Origin of the sequence: Nonomuraea sp. NPDC003560 (assembly GCF_042878785.1) — a bacterium.
GTDB lineage: Bacteria > Actinomycetota > Actinomycetes > Streptosporangiales > Streptosporangiaceae > Nonomuraea.
The window spans coordinates 451,368-469,827 of record NZ_JBIAOF010000002.1 but is presented as its reverse complement, the minus strand read 5'-3'; the positions used below and the strand labels follow the sequence as shown (position 1 = coordinate 469,827).

Sequence of the window (18,460 nt, the reverse complement as noted above, 5' to 3'; positions counted from 1 at the left end):
TCCGGCGGCTGAGCTGCGGGCCGTTCAGAAACCCAGTGTCATAGTTAATCCCTTTTATCACTATTTTTCCCCTTTTGTCGATGAAAAGCCGTTTTCGAGGAGATCGAAGGCCGTCTCGACGTCGTCCGCCAGCAGCCGGCCCGCCTCCTCCAGCGAGCCCCCCGAGGCGAGCCGGTGGAAGAACGCCTCCTGCAGCGTGGTGATCGTGGCGGTGATCTGGGCCGCCATGAGCTGGGCGGTCAGGTCGCCCGCGGGCGCGCCCACGGCCTCGCCCAGCGCCGCGGCCAGCGCGTGCCGCTCGCCCGCGTGGGTCTGCTGGACGGCCGCCAGCAGCGCCGGGGTGGCCGCGATCACCCGGACGCGGGTCAGCAGCCCCTCCACGTCCACGTCCCGCGCCCCCTGGGCGGCCATCGTCCGGTAGTGCTCGCGCAGCGCGCCGAGCGGCGAGACGCCCGGCGCCCGGCCCGCCACGATCGCGGCCGTGTCCTCCGTGACGCCGTCGAGGGCCAGGCACTCCTTGCTGGGGAAGTACGCGAACAGCGTGACCTTCGCGACCCCGGCCGCCTCGGCGATCTCGTTGACCGTCACCGCGTCGTAGCCGCGCTCGGCGAACAGCCGCAGAGCCGTCTCCGCGATGCGCCGCCGCGTCTGCTCCTTCTTGCGCTCCCTGAGCCCCGCCATCATGGCTCCACGATAACCGTACCGGGTAGGAAAACAAACCCGGTACGGGTTTCTACTCCGCGGTGCTCATCGGCGCGCGGGCTGCCAGACCGGCGGTGGCGGCGAGCATGGCGGCGCTCAGCGCGAAGACGCCGAGCACGCCGGTCGCCCCCGCCACCACGCCCGCCACGGCGGGCACCAGCACCTGACCCAGCCGGTTGCCGGTCAGGCGCAGCGCGAGCGCCGTGCCGCGCTCGCCGGCCCGCGCGCGACCGGCCACCCAGGACAGCGTCAGGGGCTGGCCCAGCCCCAGCGCGAAGCCCATCAGCGCGACCACCGGCACCGCGGCGGCCGGGCCGCACAGCGGCAGCGCGGCGACGGTGACCGCGGCGGCGACGGTGCTGGTCACCAGGACGGCGCGGCGGCCGTACCGCAGGACCAGGCGTTCCATGGCGAGCCTGCTCGCCATGGTGGTGGCGGCCCGCAGCGCCAGCAGCGCGCCGACCGCGGCCACCCCGGCGCCGCGGCTCTGCCCCCAGGCCGGCAGGTACGCCAGCACCAGGTCGATCGTGGACACCGTGGCCAGGCTCGTGACCAGGGCCTGCCACATGCCCTCCTGGCCGAGCGTGCCGCGCAGCGGGAAACGCCGGACGGCGGCCCGCCCGCGCGCCGGGCCCGGCCCGTCGGTCCACAGGCTCGCCAGCCCCGCCACCAGCCCGAACCCGGCCGCCACGACGAGGGCGGGCCCGACGCCGGCCCCACCCCCCGCGTCGCCACCGGTGGCGAGCGTGCCGTCCGCCACGAGGGCCGCGGCGGACGGCCCGGCGAGCTGGCCGAGCGAGGTGAACACGGTGAAGCGCGCGTAGGCGCGGTCGTGGCCCCCGGCGGCCACCCGGTTGGCGATGACGGCCTGCTGGGCGACGACGGACAGCAGGTGCCCGAGCCCGAACAGCGCGTTGAGCAGCACCAGCGCCCACAACGAGCGGGCCACGGCCAGGGCCAGGGCGCTGCCGGTGATCAGCGCGGCGCCCAGCAGGGCCGCGCCGCGCTCGCCGGAGGCGTCCACCCGGCGCCCGACGGAGACGGCCGCGAAGAGCGGGAGCACCGAGAACCCGGCGGTGATGAGCCCGATGCCGAGATTGCCCGCGCCGATCTCGATGGCCCGGTAGCTGACCATGGGACGGGCCGCGAACGTCGCCGCCTGCACGCACACCGCCGCCACCATGAGCGGGCCGAACCACCGGCCCGCCCCGGCCCGGCGGGTCGTCACATCCGGACGACCATGGTGTTGGACACCCGGTCGTGCACCCCGCGGTGGTCACGGTCCCAGATCAGGGCGGGCAGGGCCAGGCCGAGCAGGACGGTGCGCACCAGCACGGGCAGCAGGCGCGGGGCGCCGCCGTCCATGGCGGCGACGCGGACGCCGGCCAGCCGGTGGCCGAACGTCTGGCCCATGAAGCCGACGAGCAGCAGGTATTGGAGCGCGAACACCAGCGCCGGCGCCCACGGGGACTCGGCCGGGTTCATCCTGAGCAGCAGCTGCACGACGACCCAGGTGCAGATCATCCAGTCGATCACGAGCGCGGCGATCCTGCGCCCCCACCCGGCGACCGATCCGCTGCCCTCCTCGGGCAGCCCGAGACGCTCACCCGGATATCCGAGGTCGATCCCGGCGGACCGGATGCCGCCCAGCCAGGTCTGCGTCCACCGAGGCTCGTTGCTGCTCATGCCGTCAACGGTATCCGGCCCCCGGGGCGGTCGGCATCGTGACCCAACCGCGCTCTGCCCTCGCCATCATGGTCGCCATGCCACACGGGGATGACCTTGACGCGCGCTTCAACGAGGTGGTCGCGCAGATCGACGAGGGCGAGCGCCGCAGGATGCGCTCGTCCGCCGCCAAGGGGGCCAAGGAAGGCGTGACGCGGCAACGCCCGCCACGCCCGCCGCGGCGGGACCGCTTACCCGCCGATCACGTGCCGGTCGGCCACGGTCCGCGCCGGCTCGGGCGCATGTCGGTCGCCCTGATCGCGTTGTGCGCGATCGTGGGCGCCGCGGGGCTCGTGGTCACCTACCGCCCCGACCTGCTCGGCGGGAACCCCGGCCTGGAGGCCCTGTCCCTGCCCGCGAACCCCGTCGACGCGGACGACCCCTTCGCCGGCTCGCCCGCCGAGCGCTACGCCGACGGCGCCGCGGGCCTCGTGATGCCGGCGGCGAAGGCGCTGGGCGGCCTGTCGAAGGCGGAGGTGGCCAAGGGCCTGGAGCGCACCCGCGCCCTGCTGGCGGCGGCCCTGCTCGACCGCGAGACCCTGCTGGGCGGCAGGCCCAAGGCGTTCGCCGGGCTGCTCGACGCCGACCAGCGCGAGGAGTTCTCCAAAGAGCTGGGCGGCAAGAAGTACGACAGCCGCCAGATGGTGCACAGCTTCGCCCCCGGCAGCGCCGAGCTCGCCACCGACGTGGTCAAGATCAATGGCGCCGCCCGCCTCGGCACCTTCCGGGAGGACGGGCTGCACGGCGTCAAGGTCGACGTGAACTACCTGGCCGTCTACGCCGTGCGCCGCCCCGGCGTGCCGGCCACCACCATGCGGCTGGTCTCGCAGCTCACCGGCGAGGTGCAGCTCTACCGCTCGGACGGCAAGCCCGCCGTGTACGTGGACTGGGGCATGAGCAGCACCCCGGCCGACTGCGACATCGACGACGGGTTCGTCCACCCCGTCTACGAGGACGACCCGCCCGGTTCCGTCGCGCCGACGGGCCCGGCCACCGACCCCTACGACCTGGACGTCCGGCCGGATTTCGACGGAGGCTGCGACACGTCCCAGGGGACGTGACCCTGCGTAACACATGCGAAACAATCGAGACACCGTACGGAAACGGCCGCGACCTAGCGTCGGCATGATGGCCAGTCCCTCAGGGAGGTTCGAGAGTGTTCAACTCCGCCGACGACGTCCTGAAGTTCATCAGTGACGAAGGGGTGCAGTTCGTCGATGTCAGGTTCACCGACCTGCCGGGGACGACGCACCACTTCACCTTCCCGGTCGAGAACTTCGGCGCGAACGTCTTCACCGACGGGCTCATGTTCGACGGCTCGTCCATCCGCGGCTTCCAGGCGATCCACGAGTCGGACATGCTGCTGCTGCCCGACCCGTCCAGCGCGGTGCTCGACCCGTTCCGCCAGCACAAGACGCTCAATCTCAACTTCTTCGTGCACGACCCGCTGACCGGCGAGGCCTACAGCCGCGACCCGCGCAACGTGGCGCGCAAGGCCGAGGAGTACCTCAAGGGCACCGGCATCGCCGACACGGCCTACTTCGGCCCCGAGGCCGAGTTCTACATCTTCGACGACGTGCGCTTCGAGACGAAGGCGAACGCCGGCTACTACTACATCGACTCCATCGAGGGCGCCTGGAACACCGGCAAGCGGGCCGAGGGCGGCAACCTGGGCTACAAGCCGCGCTACAAGGGCGGCTACTTCCCGGTCCCGCCGATGGACCACTTCACCGACCTGCGTTCGGAGATGGTGCGCAACCTCATCGAGTGCGGCATCGACGTCGAGATGCAGCACCACGAGGTCGGCACGGCGGGCCAGGCGGAGATCGACTTCAGGTTCGGCACGCTGCTCAAGACGGCCGACAACCTGATGCTCTACAAGTACGTCATCAAGAGCACCGCCCTGGAGTACGGCCACACCGTCACGTTCATGCCCAAGCCGATCTTCGGCGACAACGGCTCCGGCATGCACTGCCACCAGTCGCTGTGGAAGGACGGCTCGCCGCTGTTCTACGACGAGGTCGGCTACGCGGGCCTGTCCGACACCGCCCGCTACTACATCGGCGGCCTGCTGCGGCACGCGCCGTCGCTGCTGGCCTTCACCAACCCGACGGTCAACTCCTACCACCGCCTGGTCCCGGGCTACGAGGCCCCGGTCAACCTGGTCTACTCCCAGCGCAACCGCTCGGCCTGCGTGCGCATCCCGATCACGGGGTCCAACCCGAAGGCCAAGCGCATCGAGTTCCGCGTGCCCGACCCGTCGTGCAACCCGTACTTCGCCTTCTCGGCGATGCTGATGGCGGGGATCGACGGCATCCGCAACAAGATCGAGCCGCCGGAGCCGGTCGACAAGGACCTGTACGAGCTGCCGCCGGAGGAGGCCCGCCAGGTGCCGCAGGTGCCCGGCTCGCTGCCCGAGGTGCTCGACGCGCTGGAGGCCGACCACGACTACCTGCTCGAAGGCGGCGTGTTCACGCCCGACCTGATCGAGACCTGGGTGTCGTACAAGCGGGAGAACGAGGTCGACCCGATCCGCCTGCGTCCGCACCCGCACGAGTTCGAGCTGTACTACGACGTGTGAGGCCGCGGTTCTCCCCTCGGGAGAACCCGGAACGAAGGGGCCCGGCGCCGATGACGGCACCGGGCCCCTTCTCGCTCACTCCCGCGCAACGGAGCCACCGCGCCCTTCGGGCCGGTCGTCCGGCCCCCGCAACGGCCGGTTGGGAGGGCTCTGGCGGGGGTCGGCGAACGCGGTTACCTTGATCCCAGATCACGCAACCGGCCATCGGCCGAACGCGCCCGAAGGATCTGGAGGACCGTCATGAGGATCAGACGAGGGCTGTTAGCCGCGGTGCTGGCCGCCGGCGCGCTCTGTCTCGGTTCGACCCCGGCTCACGCCATCCCGCCGCCGCCGCCCGGTGGCGATCTCCTCGTCGTCTTCGCCTACTTCAACGGCGACCAGCTCGTCGGCCAGCGCTGGTTCGGCTGCGGCCAGCCCGCCGGCGAGTGGGGCGTCCTGTCGGGCACCCAGAAGGTCTACTTCACGCCCTGCTGAGCCATGAGCGGGGACCGCCCCGTGGTCAGAAGTCGAAGCGGGGCGCCGACGCGGTGAGGATCTCCGACTTCGGCGACACCGGCCACAGGGCGGTCAGCTCGTCGTAGAGGGCCGTGGCCAGGCGTTCGACGTCCGCGCGGGCCGTCTCGTGCAGGGCCTCGGCCACGATGAGCACGTCGGTGGTGGTGTCGCGGACCGCCGACAGGCCGCTCTGCCGGTTGGTCCAGCGGCGCGCGTGCGCCTGGTCGTCCGCGTCGGCGAAGATCACTTCTCCGGCGGCCGGGTGCTCCGTCTCGCCGGAGAAGGTCAGGTACGTCTCCTCGCCCGAGGCGTACCGCACCTCGACGAAGCCGGAGACGCGGGAGACGTCGAACACCGCCACCGGCACGGCGAAGGCGATCGAGACCGCGTTGCACAGGTCGATCAGGGGATGCAGGCGCGGCAGTGCGCCCTCCTTCCTGAAGCGGCGCAGCAGCGACTCCGACGCGCACCGGTACTGCGTCGGCTTGAGCCCCATCCGGGTGAACGCCCGCCGCCACGCCTGGATCTCGGGCAGCTCGCTCTCGGGCGCGGCCCGCCGGGCGGCCAGGTCGCCGTAGCGGGCCACCTGGTCGTCGACGCGGGCGGCGGCGTCGACGCCCGCCACGTGGAGCGCGAAGGGCACCAGGTCGGGGAAGTCCCGCCAGATGTCCGCGGAATGCTGGAAACGCACTGTCACCTCGCCGGTCGTCTGACTCGTGCGCCTCACGATACTGCGGCGGCCTCCCGTCGTCCCCGCGCGGCATGCCGGGCGCGGGCGGCGGCCAGGGCGTAGCAGCCGAACGTCGCCGCCGTCAGGACGGCCGCGGCGAGCAGGGGCCGCCCGACGACGCCCAGCACCGCCACGCCGAGGGTGGCGCCGACCTGGCGGGAGGCGTTCAGCACGCCGCCCGCGGTGCCGGCCGTGCCGGCGGGGGCGGCGTTCACCATGCCCGCCATCAGCGCCGGGAACACGAACGACAGCCCGAACCCCATGACCACCAGCCAGGGCGCGAGCACGTCGGTGAACGCCACCCCCGCCAGACCGGTAGCGAGGAGGGCGAGACCGCCCAGGATCGGCGGACGCGGGCCGTAGCGGGCCACCAGGCGGCCGGTGAGCAGCGGGTTCACCGTCATGGGCAGGGTGAGCGGCAGGAAGGCGAGCCCGGCGGCGACCGGGGACAGGTGGCGGGTGTCCTGGAGGAGGAGGGTGAGCACGAACAGCGCGCCGGAGAAGGCGAAGTTGGCGACCGTCCCGGCCAGCAGCTCCGGCCAGGTGGCGGCGAGCAGGCCGCCGGGGAGGGCGGGGGCGTGGCTGCGGCGCTCCACCAGCACCAGCGCCACCAGGACGGCCACGGCCAGCCCGGCGGCGAGCGCGGAGCTGTCGATCAGGGCCTCGGCGACCAGGCCGAGCAGCACGCAGGCCAGGGCCTGGACCTGCCAGTCGATCCGCCGGGAGCCGCGCGGGGAAACGACGTTCCGCATGATCAGCAGGCTGACCACGGCGAAGGGCACGTTGACCAGGAAGACCGCGCGCCAGCCGGACAGTCCGACCAGGAGGCCGCCGAGCAGGGGGCCGGCGGCCAGCGCCGAGCCGGTGACGGCCGCCCACAGGCCGGTGGCGCGGGCACGGGCGGCGGGCGCCGGGAACATCTCGGCGAGCAGCCCGAGCGAGCCGCCGGTGCACAGCGCCGCGGCCACGCCGAGCAGCGCGCGCAGCACGACCAGCACGCCGAGGTCCGGCGCCGCCGCGCTGAGCAGCGACAGCGCGCCGAACAACGCCACCCCGGCCTTGAAGACGCGGGCCGCGCCGAACCGGTCGGCCACGGCGCCGGCGGTGAGCAGCGACGCGGCGAAGGCGACGGTGTAGGCGTTGACCGCCCACTGCTGCCCGGCCAGCGAGCCGCCGAGGGAGGCGCGCAGGTCCGGCAGCGCGATCGTCAGCACGGTCGTGTCGAGGATCACCAGGAAGTAGGCGAGGGAGAAACCGAACATTCGCATGCCCACAGCCTGGTCAAACGCCACTTTCCCCCTCAACAGGCGGCGCCGTACGGGGCATTCGGGAAAACCTTATGCTGCTTTATATGGACTTGCGGCAGTTGAGGGGCTTTGTCGCCGTCGCGGGGGCGGGCACCGTCACCGGCGCGGCGAACGCGCTCGGCCTGGCCCCGGCCTCGGTGTCGGAGCAGGTGCGCAGGCTGGAGGGCAGCCTCGGCGTGCCGCTGTTCGAGCGCACGCCGCAGGGCATGCGGCTGACCGAGGCCGGCGCCGCGCTGCTCGGCCGCGCACAGGGCCTGCTCGACCACGCCGAGGAGGTGCGCCGCGCGGTCACCGGCCGGCGCCGCCGTATGCGCGTCGGCGCGCTGGAGATGCTGGCCGCCGCCCGGCTGCCGGCCGTGCTGCGCCGCCTGTCCGAACGCCGCCCCGACCTGGACGTGGACGTGCGCTCCCTGATGCGGCAGGACCTGCTGGCCCAGGTGGCCTCCGGCGACCTGGACGCGGCGCTCCTGCTCGACCTCGGCCCGCGGATCGGCGGCCTCGGGTTCACCCCGCCGCCCGGCATGGACTTCCTCGACGTCGGCGAGGTCGCGCTGTCGCTGGTCGCCGCGCCGGACGGCGAGCGGGAGCCGCTGCTGGTGAGCCCGCCCGGCTGCTCGATCCGGCTCGCGGCCGACCAGGCGTTCGGCCCGGACGTGCCGCGCAGGGAGCTGACCAGCATCGCCACCGCCCGCGAGTGGGCCAGGCAGGGCTTCGGGCAGGCCCTGCTGCCGGACTTCGCGCTGGGCGCCGACCTCGGCTCCGGCGCGCTGGTCGCGCTGGACTGCCGGGCGCCCGCGCTGGCCCTGCGCCTGGTCTGGCTGCGCGGACGCGAGGAGTCGCTGCGGGACGTGCTGTACGCCATGAGCGCCTGATCCGGCGGCCTGTTCACTGGTCCTTGCGCCGGGCCTTGATGCCGGTGATGCGGCGGAACACGTCCCACCAGAAGGGGGCGCCGAACAGCAGTGCCACGTACGTCAGCAGGTAGCCGGGCCAGTGGCTGGGGGTGGTGAGCCGGCTCCACCAGGTGGCGCCGTTCCAGTGCAGCGTGGGGTCGCCCTCGGCCGGGATGGCGATGCTGACCAGCGCGTGCTGGAGCATCTGGACCATCGCGGGCTCGCTGAGCGTCTCGGTGATGCACGGCACGGGGTCTGACTGGCCGCACCGGGCCTTGAGCTCGTCGTAGGCCGCCGGGCCCGCCTCGGCCACGGCGGTCACCGAGGCGCGGAAGGCGTTGTCGCGCAGCAGCGTCTTGCCGTACTCCAGGCCGTCCATGGTGAACAGCAGGGTGACCAGGAGGCCGAGGACGGCCACCACCCACTTGACGTAGCGCTTGTACAACATCGACAGGCGTTCCATCTCGCCGTCGAACCAGGTCTCGACGCCCTGCCTGAACCGGTCGAGGTCGCGCTGCGCGGTCTCCCAGACGCCGCGCAGGTGGCCGTACAGGGGGCTGCCCATCCCCTTGAGCTTGGCCAGGAAGCCCTCGACGCCCTCGGGCTCGGCGGCCGCCATCTCCATCAGGGCGACGGCGAAGCGCCCCGGCGGGATGTTCGCGATGCTCGTCCGGCCCTTCGTCGGGTGGTCGATCTCCTGGACGCGTTCGTACAGCAGCCTGACCATGGCGTCCTGCGCCTTGGGCTCGGCGACCGGCAGCGTGCCGGGCTCGGCGGGCGCGGGCTGGTCGCTGTGGACCGGCCGGGGATCACGGGTGAACGGCAGCGCGGCGAACACGTCGCGCACCTTGGCGGGCAGCCACGACCTGCCCTGCGCGTCGGCGCCGTCGAGGGTGTCCCTGAGGTAGGCCCACAGGAACTTGCTGCGGATCGCGAGCAGGCGCACGAACGCCTCGTTGACCCCGCTCACCAGCAGTGAGAGCAGCAGGAACGACACCACCAGGCCGAGGGCCAGGTCCACGTAAACGGATAACACCTGCGCCTTGATACACCCGGCCGCGGACCGGGATCAACCCCCGTAGAAGACGCGCTCGACGACCTGGCGGGCGCGGCGGGTGACGCGGCGGTAGTCGTCGAGGAAGTCCTCCGAGCCGTCCGGCGGGTAGCCGAGCGTACGGGCGATGAGCCGGCGCTCCCCCGCCTCGGCCGGCACGCTGTCCCCCGGCCTGCCCCGGACCAGCATGATCGCGTCGCGGACCCGGGAGGCGAACCGCCACGCCTCGGCCAGCACGCGCTCGTCGTCCGGGTCCAGCAGCCCCTCGGCCGCCGCCGCGCGCAGCGCCCCGATGGTACGGGTGGTGCGCAGGGCCGGCACCTCGCCCGCGTGGCAGAGCTGGAGCAGCTGGGCCACCCACTCCACGTCCGACAGCCCGCCGGGGCCGAGCTTGGTGTGCAGGGCGGGGTCGGCGCCGCGCGGCAGCCGCTCGGCCTCCATGCGCGCCTTGAGCCGCCTGATCTCCCTGATCGCGTCCTCGCGCAGCCCGCCGGCCGGGTAGCGCAGCTCGTCGATCACGGACGTGAACGCGGCGCCGAGGGAGGCGTCGCCGGCCGAGAAGCGGGCGCGCAGCAGCGCCTGTGCCTCCCACGGCGACGACCAGCGGGCGTAGTAGGCCCGGTAGGAGGCCAGCGTGCGCACCAGCGGCCCCTGGCGGCCCTCGGGGCGCAGGTCGGGGTCGATGAGCAGCGGCGGGTCGGGCGCGGGCAGCGACAGCAGCCGGCGCAGCTCGTTGGCCACGGCGAAGGCGGCGTCGGTGGCCTCCCGCTCCTCCACGCCGGGCAGCGGCGAGTGCACGAACATCACGTCGGCGTCGCTGGCGTACGAGCACTCCATGCCGCCGAGGCGGCCCATGGCGACGACCGCGAACCTGGTCACGTCGGGGGCCTTGGCCAGCGCGGCGTCGAGCGCGGCCTGCAGGGTCACGTCGGTGAGCGACGACAGGGCCGTGCCGACGGCCTCGATGTCGAGCAGCCCCGAGATGTCGGCGACGGCCGTGCGGAACAGCTCCCTGCGGCGCAGCCCGCGCACGGCCGCCACCGCGGTCTCCGGGTCGCCGGCGTGCCGGGACACCGCGGCCGACGCCTCGCCGCGCAGCGACTCGGGCGGGCGCACGGCCAGCTCCGCGTCGGAGCCGAGCATCGCGACCGCGTCGGGGGCGTGCATGAGCAGTCCGGTGGCGTAGCGGCCGGTGCCGAGCACCCGCGCCATGCGGGCGGCCACCGCCGTCTCGTCACGCAGCAGCCGCAGGTACCAGGGGGTGCTGCCGAGCTTGTCGCTGACCTGGCGGAAGCCGAGCAGCGCCGCGTCGGGGTCGGGCGTGTCGGCGAACCAGCCGAGCATGACGGGCAGCAGCGTGCGCTGGATGGCCGCGCGCCTGGACACGCCCGTGGTCAGCGCGGCGATGTGCCGCAGGGCGCCGCTCGGATCGACGTAGCCGAGCGCCTCCAGCCGGGCCGCCGCCGCGGCCGTGGACAGCCGCGCCTCCGACTCCGGCAGCCGGGCCACCGCCTGGAGCAGCGGCCGGTAGAACAGCTTCTCGTGCAACCGCCGCGCCTCCATGGCGTGCCGGCGCCACCGGGCGGTGAACTCCCCCACCGGGTCGGCCTGCATGCCGAGGGCGCGGCCGAGCCTGCGCAGGTCGGCCTCGTCGGTGGGCAGCAGGTGGGTACGCCGCAGCCGGTGGAGCTGCAACAGGTGCTCGACCTGGCGCAGGAACGAATACGCCTCGGCGAGCCCGCGCGAGTCGTCGCGGCCGACGTAGCCGCCGCGGGAGAGGGCGGCCAGGGCCGGGAGGGTGGCCCGGCGGCGCAGCAGCGGGTCGAGCCTGCCGTGCACGAGCTGCAGGAGCTGGACGGCGAACTCGATGTCGCGCAGCCCGCCGGGCCCCAGCTTGAGCTGCCGCTCCCCCTCGGCGCGCACGTGCGACTCGACGCGGCGGCGCATGGCCTGGACGTCCTCGACGAAGTGCTCGCGGGTGGCGGCCGTCCAGACCAGGTCGTTGACCGCCTGGACGTAGGACTCGCCGAGCTCCTGGTCGCCCGCCACCGGACGGGCCTTGAGCAGCGCCTGGAACTCCCAGGTCTTGGCCCAGCGGCGGTAGTAGGCCAGGTGGCTGGCCAGGGTGCGGACCAGCGGGCCGGACCGCCCCTCGGGGCGCAGGCCGGCGTCGACCTCCCACAGCGAGCCCTCCTGGGTGGCCGCCGTGCAGGCCCGCATCATGGCCTGGGCCAGCCGGGTCGCCGACCGCAGCGCCTTGGTCTCGTCGGCGCCCTCGCGCGGCTCGGCGACGAAGATCACATCGACGTCGCTGATGTAGTTGAGCTCGCGCGCGCCGCACTTGCCCATGCCGATGACCGCCAGGCGCGCCTCGGAGTCGTCGACCTCGGCGCGGGCGATCGCGAGGGCGGCCTCCAGCGCCGCGCCGGCCAGGTCGGACAGTTCGGCCATGACCTCCGCGAGCGTGGCCTGCCCGGTGAGGTCGCGGGCGGCCAGGTGCATGAGCCGGCCCCGGTAGGCGACCCGCAGCGCCACCAGCGGGTCGGGGTCGCCGGCGCGCGGCTCGGGCTCGCCGGGCTCGGCGCCGACGGCGCGCAGCAGCGCGGCGCGCGCCTCGCCCAGCTCGGGCTCGGCCAGCAGGGCCGTCTGCCCGGGGTGGCGGACCAGGTGCTCGCCGAGCGCGGCGCTGACGCCGAGCACGGCGAACAGGCGCGCCCTGAGCCGCTCGTCCTCGCGCACCGCGGTCAGGACGGCCGGCTCGCGCTCGGCCAGGCGGGTCAGCGAGACCAGGGCCAGGTCGGGATCGGCCACGGCGACCAGGAACTCCAGGAGGTCGTCGAGGTCGGCCGGGGTGCGGTCGAGCAGCTGGGCGGCTCTGGCGCCGTCGGCGAAGCCGAGCTTGGCCAGGCGTGCGGCGGTCGATTCGATCCTGGGCACCTGCTCATCTTGACAGGTGGCTTCCGGAAGGCCGTAAAGTACAACGCAACGTAGCGTTGTGTTTGCTGAGGAGGGGGACGACATGAGCCGGATGCCCGCGGCGGTGACCTGGGGACTGCTGGCGGCCTGGGCCGTGCACGACGCCGAGGAGCTGGCGACCATGGCGGGATGGGCGCGGCGGGCCCGTCCCCGGCTGGAGCGGCTGTACCCGGGGGTGCCGTGGGAGCGGCTGGAGGTGTCGCAGGCGCGGGTGAACGTGGCGATCGGGCTGATGGGCGGCGTGGTGGCGGGGGCCTCGGCGCTGGGGGCGCGCAGCGGCGGGCGCAGCCCGGTGTTCCAGGCGGTGCTGGCCGGGTTCGGGCTGCACGGGGTCGTCCACCTGGCGCAGGCGGCCGCCACGCGGGGGTACACGCCGGGGGTGGTGACGGCGCCGCTGGTGGTGATCCCGTTCTCGGCGTGGGCATGGCGGCGGTTGCGGCGGGCGGGGGTGGTGGCGGCGCCGGGGCGGTCGGCCGCGTTCGGGCTCGCGGCGCTGCCACTGGCGGTGGGTGGCGTGCACGCGGTCGCCCACCTGCTCACCCGCCGCCATGACCGGGCCGCCGAGCCATCGGCCGCCGAGTCGTCGGCCACGGAGTCATCTGCCACGGACGGCCTCGGCCGCGACCGCTGGTTCTGACCAGCACCGGCGTCCGGCTCCTGGCCGCCCGGGTTGGGCTGTCAGGTCGGGCGGGAGGCTTCGACCACCTGGGCGAACGCCTGCGCCACCGGGCGCCAGGTCGCGACCAGGGCGGGCTCGGCGGCCTTGACGGCGGCGTTCAGGTCCTCGGCCGCCGCCAGGTCCGACTCCGCCGTCCAGGAGGTGAAGATCTCCGGGGTGGCCTCGGGGTGGAACTGCACCGCCCAGGCGCGCTCGCCGACCCGGTAGGCCTGGTTCGGGTACTGGGCCCCGGTCATCAGCGGCACCGCGCCCTGCGGCAGCCGCGTCATGGCGTCCTGGTGGTACTGGATGGCGGTGGCCCGGGCCGGGACGCCGGACAGCAGCCGGTCGGAGGCGGCGGCGGGGAGCGCGACCACCTCGCACGCCCCCACCTCCAGGCCGTTCCCGCCGCGCTCGACCGTGCCGCCGAGCGCCATGGTGAGAAGCTGGGCGCCGAGGCAGATGCCCAGCGTGGGCGTGCCCTCCGCCACGGCGCGGCGCAGCAGGGCGCGGGTGGCGGGCTGCCAGGGGCTGCGCTCGTCCTCCCAGGCGGCCGCGGCGCCGCCGAGCACGATCAGGCCGTCGGCGGCCCGCTCCGGCACCGGCTCACCCCGGTACGGCCGTACGACGTCGCAGGTCAGGCCCAGCCAGTCGGCCAGGTGGCCGAGCCCGGCGCCGGCCTCGTGCTCGATCACGGTGATGCGCATATCGGGTAATTTATCCGCATTTTTTGGCGAAAACGCCCTTACGCCCGCCGTGCGAACTGCGCGCGCGACGGCCGGTGACTCCCGGCCCCGGACGGCGTCCCTAGGATCCGGCTATGAGATTCGACGAAGTGGACGGGCTCCGCGTCGCCACGTTCGGCACCGGCCCCCGCAAGGTCATCGCGGTCCACGGCATCAGCGCCTCGCTGATGGCCTGGGGCGCGGTCGGACGACGGCTGCCCGAGGAGTGGTCGCTGATCGCGATGGACCTGCGCGGCCGTGGTCACAGCGCCTCCCTGCCCGGCCCGTACGGGCTGCCCCGGCACGCCGAGGACGTCCTGCGCGTCGCCGAGCACGTCGGCGCGGGCCCGGACGCGGTGCTGGCCGGCCATTCGATGGGCGCGTACGTGGCCGTGCTGGCCGCGGCCGAGCGCGACTTCGACCGGGTCGTCCTGGTGGACGGCGGCCTCCCCCTCCCCCTGCCCGAGGGCGCGGACCCCGACGCCGCGCTGGCGGCCACGCTCGGCCCCGCGCTGGCCCGGTTGCGCCGGACGTTCGCCTCGCCGGAGGAGTACGTGGACTTCTTCAAGGCCCACCCGGCCTTCGTCGGCCACTGGAGCCCCGACGTGGAGGCGTACGTGCGCTACGACCTCGACGGCCCCGAGGGCGCGCTGCGCTCGCGGGCGGTCGGCGAGGCCGTGCTGGCGGACGGGCGCTGGATGCGCACCGAGACCGCCGAGATCGGCGCCGCGCTGGCCGCGATCAAGGCGCCCGCCCACCTGCTCAGGGCCCCGCGCGGCCTGCTGAACCAGGACACCGGCATGCTCCCCGACGAGGTCGCCCGCACCTGGACCGCCCGCGTGCCCGGCCTGCGCGACGAGGTCGTGCCCGACTGCAACCACTACACGATCCTGTTCGACGAGCAGCCGGTGACGACCGTCCTGGAACGGATCACCGGGGCATGAGAACGGCCCCCGAGCCGAGCTCGGGGGCCGTTCGCAGACGCAGGTCAGCGTGGAGCGATCCACGTGGCGCGGGCGGCGGCCACCAGGGTGCCGTCGTCCTCGTAGATGCCGCTCTCGCCGTACATCTTGCGGCCGTCGCGGCCGGTCGGACGGGCCACGACGGAGTAGCGGCCACCCGGCAGCACCGGGCCGTTGATCTGCACGACCAGGCGGCCGAGCAGGGCCGACTCGCCGGGGCCGAAGTGCGCCCAGCCGGTGATGCAGTCGAGCACCGCGCCCACGATCGAGGCGGGCACGCCGTCCTCGCCGCTCACCGTGAACGGCACCCGCCAGCCGGCGGCGACCAGGTCGGAGCCCTCCACCGGGCCGGGGAAGATGCGCAGGCCGTCGCCCGGCTCGCGCAGGCCGCAGGCGAAGCACTCGGCGAACGGGTGGGCCTTCAGGCCGACGAACCCGGCCTCGGCGCGGGCGGCGTCGGTGAACGGCACGAACCCGGGCCCGGTCAGGGTCTCCGCGACGGGGATGGCCTCGACCAGGACCTTGTCGCCGTCGGACAGCGAGACGCTGTTGGCGACGTGCTCCAGGCGCAGCTCGGTCTCCAGGGGCGTGGGCGCGTGCAGCGTGACCTCGACCGCTGATCGGCCGCCGTTCAGCGCCTCTGCCATGGTGCCCGCGATCCAGCCGCCGTTGGCGACTCCCACCGGGCCCCGGAAACGCTCGGGAACGGTCAACACGGTCTGCAGGGCAGCCGTCGTCATGCCACACCCTCCAATATCGCCCCAGAAGGCGAGAAGTCCGGAAATATCGTAAAGAGTAGGCCGATTTTACTGGACTCCCGGATTACCACGATGCTGGGGGTCCCTGACCGACGGCCGACTCATGCCATAACGCCACAGGCGTGGCCGAAACTTCCCCGGCCGCCCCCGGCCGTCCCCTCCCAGGGTCGGCGCCGTCCATGGCACGGATGTGACTCGGGGGTGAGGAACAACGAAAATCGGCCCCAACCCGGAGCCGCATCTGTATCCGGGGTGAGACCGATCAAGGCGTCGGCAGTACCTTATCCCGTGATTTCCCCGCCCCGGGCCCATTCCCGGTGAATCCCGTCGGACCGTTCCGGCGGCCGGGCCCGCCCGCCGCGCGCCCCCGCGCCCTATGCTGGCGCGAACAGGGGTCGAAGCGAATACGATCGGGCGGGGTGGGGCTGTGCAGCGGGCGACGTTACGCTTTCCGCCCCGGTCGCTGGTCGTGCTGACCGGGCTGCCCGGCGCCGGCAAGACCACGCTGCTGCGCCGCCTCTACGGCCTCCACGGCGCCGAGAGCGCGCCCGTCGCCGCCGACGCGGTCGTGGTGATCGACTCGGGGCAGTCCCGCCTGCGCTGGGACGGCCGGATCCTCTGGGCCCCCCGTCCGGTGCGCCGCGCCGTGGTGTTCGCCACCCACCTGAGCCGCATCAGCCGGGCGCTGGCCGGCGGTCAGGCGGTCCTCGCGCACAACCGGGGCTGCGCCACGTACGTGCTGAAGGGGTTCGCCTGGCTGGCCCGCAGGCAGCAGGCGAGCTTCCACCTGCTGCTGCTCGACGCGCCGCCGGAGGCGGCGGTCGCCGGGCAGCACGCCAGGGGCCGGGTGGTCGCGCCCCGCACGTTCGCCCGCCACCGCCGCCGCTGGGAGAGCCTGCTGGCGCGGGTGACCGGCGGCGACCCGGCCCCGGCCGTCAGCGCGCACGTGCTCACCCGCGCCGAGGCCGACCTGCTGACGCACATCGTCTTCGACAGCGCCGACCGCGCCCCCGCCGACTGACGGCGTCCGGGGGGATGCGGACGCACGAGGAAGGACCACGCCCCATGAAGCAGTACCTGCTCACCCTGTTCGAGCCCGACGGCCCGCCGCCCGAGCCCGCGGTCCTGGAGCCGATCATGCGCGACATCGGCGCGGTCGAGGCGGAGATGCGCGCGGCCGGCGCGTGGGTCTTCTCCGGCGGCCTGGCCCCGGCCGAGCAGGCGTCGGTGATCCGGATGCGCGCGGACGAGCCGTTCACCACCGACGGCCCCTACACCGAGGGCAAGGAGCACGTCGGCGGGTTCACCGTCATCCGGGCCCCCGACCTGGACGTCGCGCTGGAGTGGGGACGCCGGCTCGCCCGCGCCGTGGGCGTGCTGCCGGTCGAGGTGCGCGAGTTCAAGGGCTGAACCGGGCGGGTCTCCCCCGCCCGGCCTCACAACACCGGCAGGTAGCGGCCCAGCTCGAACTCGGTGACCGTACGGCGGTACTCGCGCCACTCGGCCCGCTTGTTGCGCAGGAAGAAGTCGAAGACGTGCTCGCCCAGCGTCTCGGCCACCAGCTCGCTGCGCTCCATGACGGCGATGGCCTCGTCGAGCGAGCCGGGCAGCGGCTGGATGCCCAGGGCCCGGCGCTCGGCGCTGGTCAGGGTCCAGACGTTGTCCTCGGCGGCCGGCGGCAGCTCGTAGCCCTCCTCGATGCCCTTGAGCCCGGCGGCCAGCACCAGCGCGAAGGCCAGGTACGGGTTGCACGCCGAGTCGAGGGAGCGGAACTCGACGCGGGTCGAGCCGCCCTTGTGCGGCTTGTACATGGGCACCCGGACCAGCGCCGAGCGGTTGTTGTGCCCCCAGCACACGTAGGAGGGCGCCTCGCCGCCCTGCCCCGCGATGGCCTCGGCGCCGCCCCACAGCCGCTTGTAGGAGTTGACCCACTGGTTGGTGATGGCGGTGATCTCGGCGGCGTGCCGCAGCAGGCCCGCGATGAACGAGCGGCCGATCTTCGACAGCCGGTAGTCGGTGCCCGCCTCGTGGAAGGCGTTGCGGTCGCCCTCGAACAGCGACATGTGCGTGTGCATGCCCGAGCCGGGGTGCTCGGTGAACGGCTTGGGCATGAACGAGGCCCAGATGCCCTGCTCCAGGGCGACCTCCTTCATGATCAGCCGGAACGTCATGATGTTGTCGGCCGTGGTGAGCGCGTCGGCGTAGCGCAGGTCGATCTCCTGCTGGCCGGGGGCGCCCTCGTGGTGGCTGAACTCGACGGAGATGCCCATCGACTCCAGCATCATGATCGCCTGGCGCCGGAAGTCGTGGCCGGAGCTGTGGGGCGTGTGGTCGAAGTAGCCGCCGGAGTCGATCGGCTCGGGCCGCTGCCCGGCCTCGGGACGGTTCTTCAGCAGGAAGAACTCGATCTCGGGGTGGGTGTAGAAGGTGAAGCCCATGTCGGCGCACTTGGCGAGGGTGCGCTTGAGCACCCAGCGCGGGTCGGCGTGCGACGGGGTGCCGTCGGGCATCAGGATGTCGCAGAAGATGCGCGCCGCGCCCGGCGTCTCGCTGCGCCAGGGCAGGATCTGGAACGTCGAGGGATCGGGCTTGGCCAGCATGTCGGACTCGTAGACGCGGGCGAAGCCCTCGATCGCCGAGCCGTCGAAGCCGATGCCCTCGGCGAAGGCGCCTTCCAGCTCGGCGGGCGCGATCGCGACGGACTTGAGGAAGCCGAGGACGTCGGTGAACCAGAGCCGGATGAACCGGATGTCGCGTTCCTCTAGCGTGCGGAGCACGAACTCCTGCTGGCGGTCCAAGGCGTCCCCTCGTTGAAGACGGTGCGGGTCTTGACATCAGCATGCCGTGCCCGTGTTTCGCACACGTTACGGGGGGTGCCGGTGCGAGCCTCACTG

18 protein-coding genes are annotated in these 18,460 nt (G+C 73.5%); 8 read left to right on the top strand and 10 right to left on the bottom strand.

The annotated features are described in order from the left end of the window. Positions 1–60 precede the first annotated feature (60 nt). From ACFYUV_RS07500 to ACFYUV_RS07490, 3 genes are read right to left on the bottom strand one after another with little or no spacing between them, the layout of a single operon-like run. On the bottom strand, positions 61–684 hold the full coding sequence (locus ACFYUV_RS07500) for a TetR/AcrR family transcriptional regulator (protein ID WP_387666073.1): 624 nt from the start codon (positions 682–684) through the stop codon (positions 61–63). A 49-nt stretch (positions 685–733) separates the two neighbouring features. After that, positions 734–1,930, bottom strand: a complete 1,197-nt coding sequence (locus ACFYUV_RS07495; protein ID WP_387666070.1) for an MFS transporter — start codon at positions 1,928–1,930, stop codon at positions 734–736. Further along, entirely contained in the window at positions 1,927–2,388 is a 462-nt protein-coding gene (locus tag ACFYUV_RS07490; protein WP_387666068.1) for an RDD family protein, read from the bottom strand. The genes ACFYUV_RS07495 and ACFYUV_RS07490 overlap by 4 nt, the downstream gene beginning before the upstream one ends. Before the next feature lie 77 nt (positions 2,389–2,465). Here ACFYUV_RS07490 and ACFYUV_RS07485 point away from each other — a divergent pair, with 77 nt between their 5' ends. The 3 genes from ACFYUV_RS07485 (at position 2,466) to ACFYUV_RS07475 (ending at position 5,482) form a co-directional block, all read left to right on the top strand. Continuing rightward, complete coding sequence (locus ACFYUV_RS07485; RefSeq protein ID WP_387666066.1) at positions 2,466–3,488, top strand: hypothetical protein; 1,023 nt, start codon at positions 2,466–2,468, stop codon at positions 3,486–3,488. A 95-nt stretch (positions 3,489–3,583) separates the two neighbouring features. Continuing rightward, positions 3,584–5,008, top strand: coding sequence for a type I glutamate--ammonia ligase (glnA, locus tag ACFYUV_RS07480; protein WP_352323044.1), 1,425 nt, complete (start codon positions 3,584–3,586; stop codon positions 5,006–5,008). 240 nt (positions 5,009–5,248) lie between these two features. Then, a complete protein-coding gene (locus ACFYUV_RS07475; RefSeq protein WP_352353417.1) occupies positions 5,249–5,482 on the top strand; it encodes a hypothetical protein in 234 nt (77 codons plus the stop codon). Positions 5,483–5,507: 25 nt separating this feature from the next. Here the strand turns inward: ACFYUV_RS07475 and ACFYUV_RS07470 are convergent, their stop codons facing one another. Together ACFYUV_RS07470 and ACFYUV_RS07465 are read right to left on the bottom strand one after the other, a co-directional pair. Further along, positions 5,508–6,194 (bottom strand): B3/4 domain-containing protein, encoded by a 687-nt coding sequence (locus ACFYUV_RS07470; protein WP_387666064.1) that lies wholly within the window; start codon positions 6,192–6,194, stop codon positions 5,508–5,510. Positions 6,195–6,226: 32 nt separating this feature from the next. After that, a complete protein-coding gene (locus ACFYUV_RS07465) occupies positions 6,227–7,501 on the bottom strand; it encodes an MFS transporter (RefSeq protein WP_387666061.1) in 1,275 nt (424 codons plus the stop codon). Between the two features lie 83 nt (positions 7,502–7,584). On the opposite strand from ACFYUV_RS07465, the gene ACFYUV_RS07460 reads away from it, so the two are divergent. Beyond that, positions 7,585–8,412, top strand: coding sequence for a LysR family transcriptional regulator (locus tag ACFYUV_RS07460; protein WP_387666058.1), 828 nt, complete (start codon positions 7,585–7,587; stop codon positions 8,410–8,412). A 13-nt stretch (positions 8,413–8,425) separates the two neighbouring features. On the opposite strand, the gene ACFYUV_RS07455 is transcribed toward ACFYUV_RS07460, so the two are convergent. Together ACFYUV_RS07455 and ACFYUV_RS07450 are read right to left on the bottom strand one after the other, a co-directional pair. After that, on the bottom strand, positions 8,426–9,469 hold the full coding sequence (locus tag ACFYUV_RS07455; RefSeq protein ID WP_387666056.1) for a hypothetical protein: 1,044 nt from the start codon (positions 9,467–9,469) through the stop codon (positions 8,426–8,428). Between the two features lie 33 nt (positions 9,470–9,502). After that, a complete protein-coding gene (locus ACFYUV_RS07450) occupies positions 9,503–12,424 on the bottom strand; it encodes a bifunctional [glutamine synthetase] adenylyltransferase/[glutamine synthetase]-adenylyl-L-tyrosine phosphorylase (protein ID WP_387666054.1) in 2,922 nt (973 codons plus the stop codon). An 82-nt stretch (positions 12,425–12,506) separates the two neighbouring features. Here ACFYUV_RS07450 and ACFYUV_RS07445 point away from each other — a divergent pair, with 82 nt between their 5' ends. Continuing rightward, positions 12,507–13,100 carry an HXXEE domain-containing protein gene (locus ACFYUV_RS07445; protein WP_387666051.1) on the top strand — a complete coding sequence of 198 codons (594 nt, stop codon included), beginning with the start codon at positions 12,507–12,509 and terminating at the stop codon, positions 13,098–13,100. A 41-nt stretch (positions 13,101–13,141) separates the two neighbouring features. Here ACFYUV_RS07445 and ACFYUV_RS07440 read toward each other — a convergent pair whose 3' ends face one another. Continuing rightward, positions 13,142–13,828: a type 1 glutamine amidotransferase gene (locus tag ACFYUV_RS07440; RefSeq protein WP_387666049.1), complete on the bottom strand. Its 687-nt coding sequence runs from the start codon at positions 13,826–13,828 to the stop codon at positions 13,142–13,144. Between the two features lie 113 nt (positions 13,829–13,941). On the opposite strand from ACFYUV_RS07440, the gene ACFYUV_RS07435 reads away from it, so the two are divergent. Beyond that, positions 13,942–14,790: an alpha/beta fold hydrolase gene (locus tag ACFYUV_RS07435; RefSeq protein ID WP_387666047.1), complete on the top strand. Its 849-nt coding sequence runs from the start codon at positions 13,942–13,944 to the stop codon at positions 14,788–14,790. Positions 14,791–14,834: 44 nt separating this feature from the next. Here ACFYUV_RS07435 and ACFYUV_RS07430 read toward each other — a convergent pair whose 3' ends face one another. Next, positions 14,835–15,548, bottom strand: a complete 714-nt coding sequence (locus ACFYUV_RS07430) for a hotdog fold domain-containing protein (protein WP_358294213.1) — start codon at positions 15,546–15,548, stop codon at positions 14,835–14,837. 445 nt (positions 15,549–15,993) lie between these two features. Here ACFYUV_RS07430 and ACFYUV_RS07425 point away from each other — a divergent pair, with 445 nt between their 5' ends. Beyond that, complete coding sequence (locus ACFYUV_RS07425; protein ID WP_387666044.1) at positions 15,994–16,587, top strand: AAA family ATPase; 594 nt, start codon at positions 15,994–15,996, stop codon at positions 16,585–16,587. A gap of 44 nt (positions 16,588–16,631) precedes the next feature. Continuing rightward, entirely contained in the window at positions 16,632–16,976 is a 345-nt protein-coding gene (locus tag ACFYUV_RS07420; RefSeq protein ID WP_387666042.1) for a YciI family protein, read from the top strand. Between the two features lie 26 nt (positions 16,977–17,002). Here the strand turns inward: ACFYUV_RS07420 and glnA (ACFYUV_RS07415) are convergent, their stop codons facing one another. Continuing rightward, positions 17,003–18,364: a type I glutamate--ammonia ligase gene (gene glnA / locus ACFYUV_RS07415; protein ID WP_352328047.1), complete on the bottom strand. Its 1,362-nt coding sequence runs from the start codon at positions 18,362–18,364 to the stop codon at positions 17,003–17,005. Positions 18,365–18,460 lie beyond the last annotated feature (96 nt).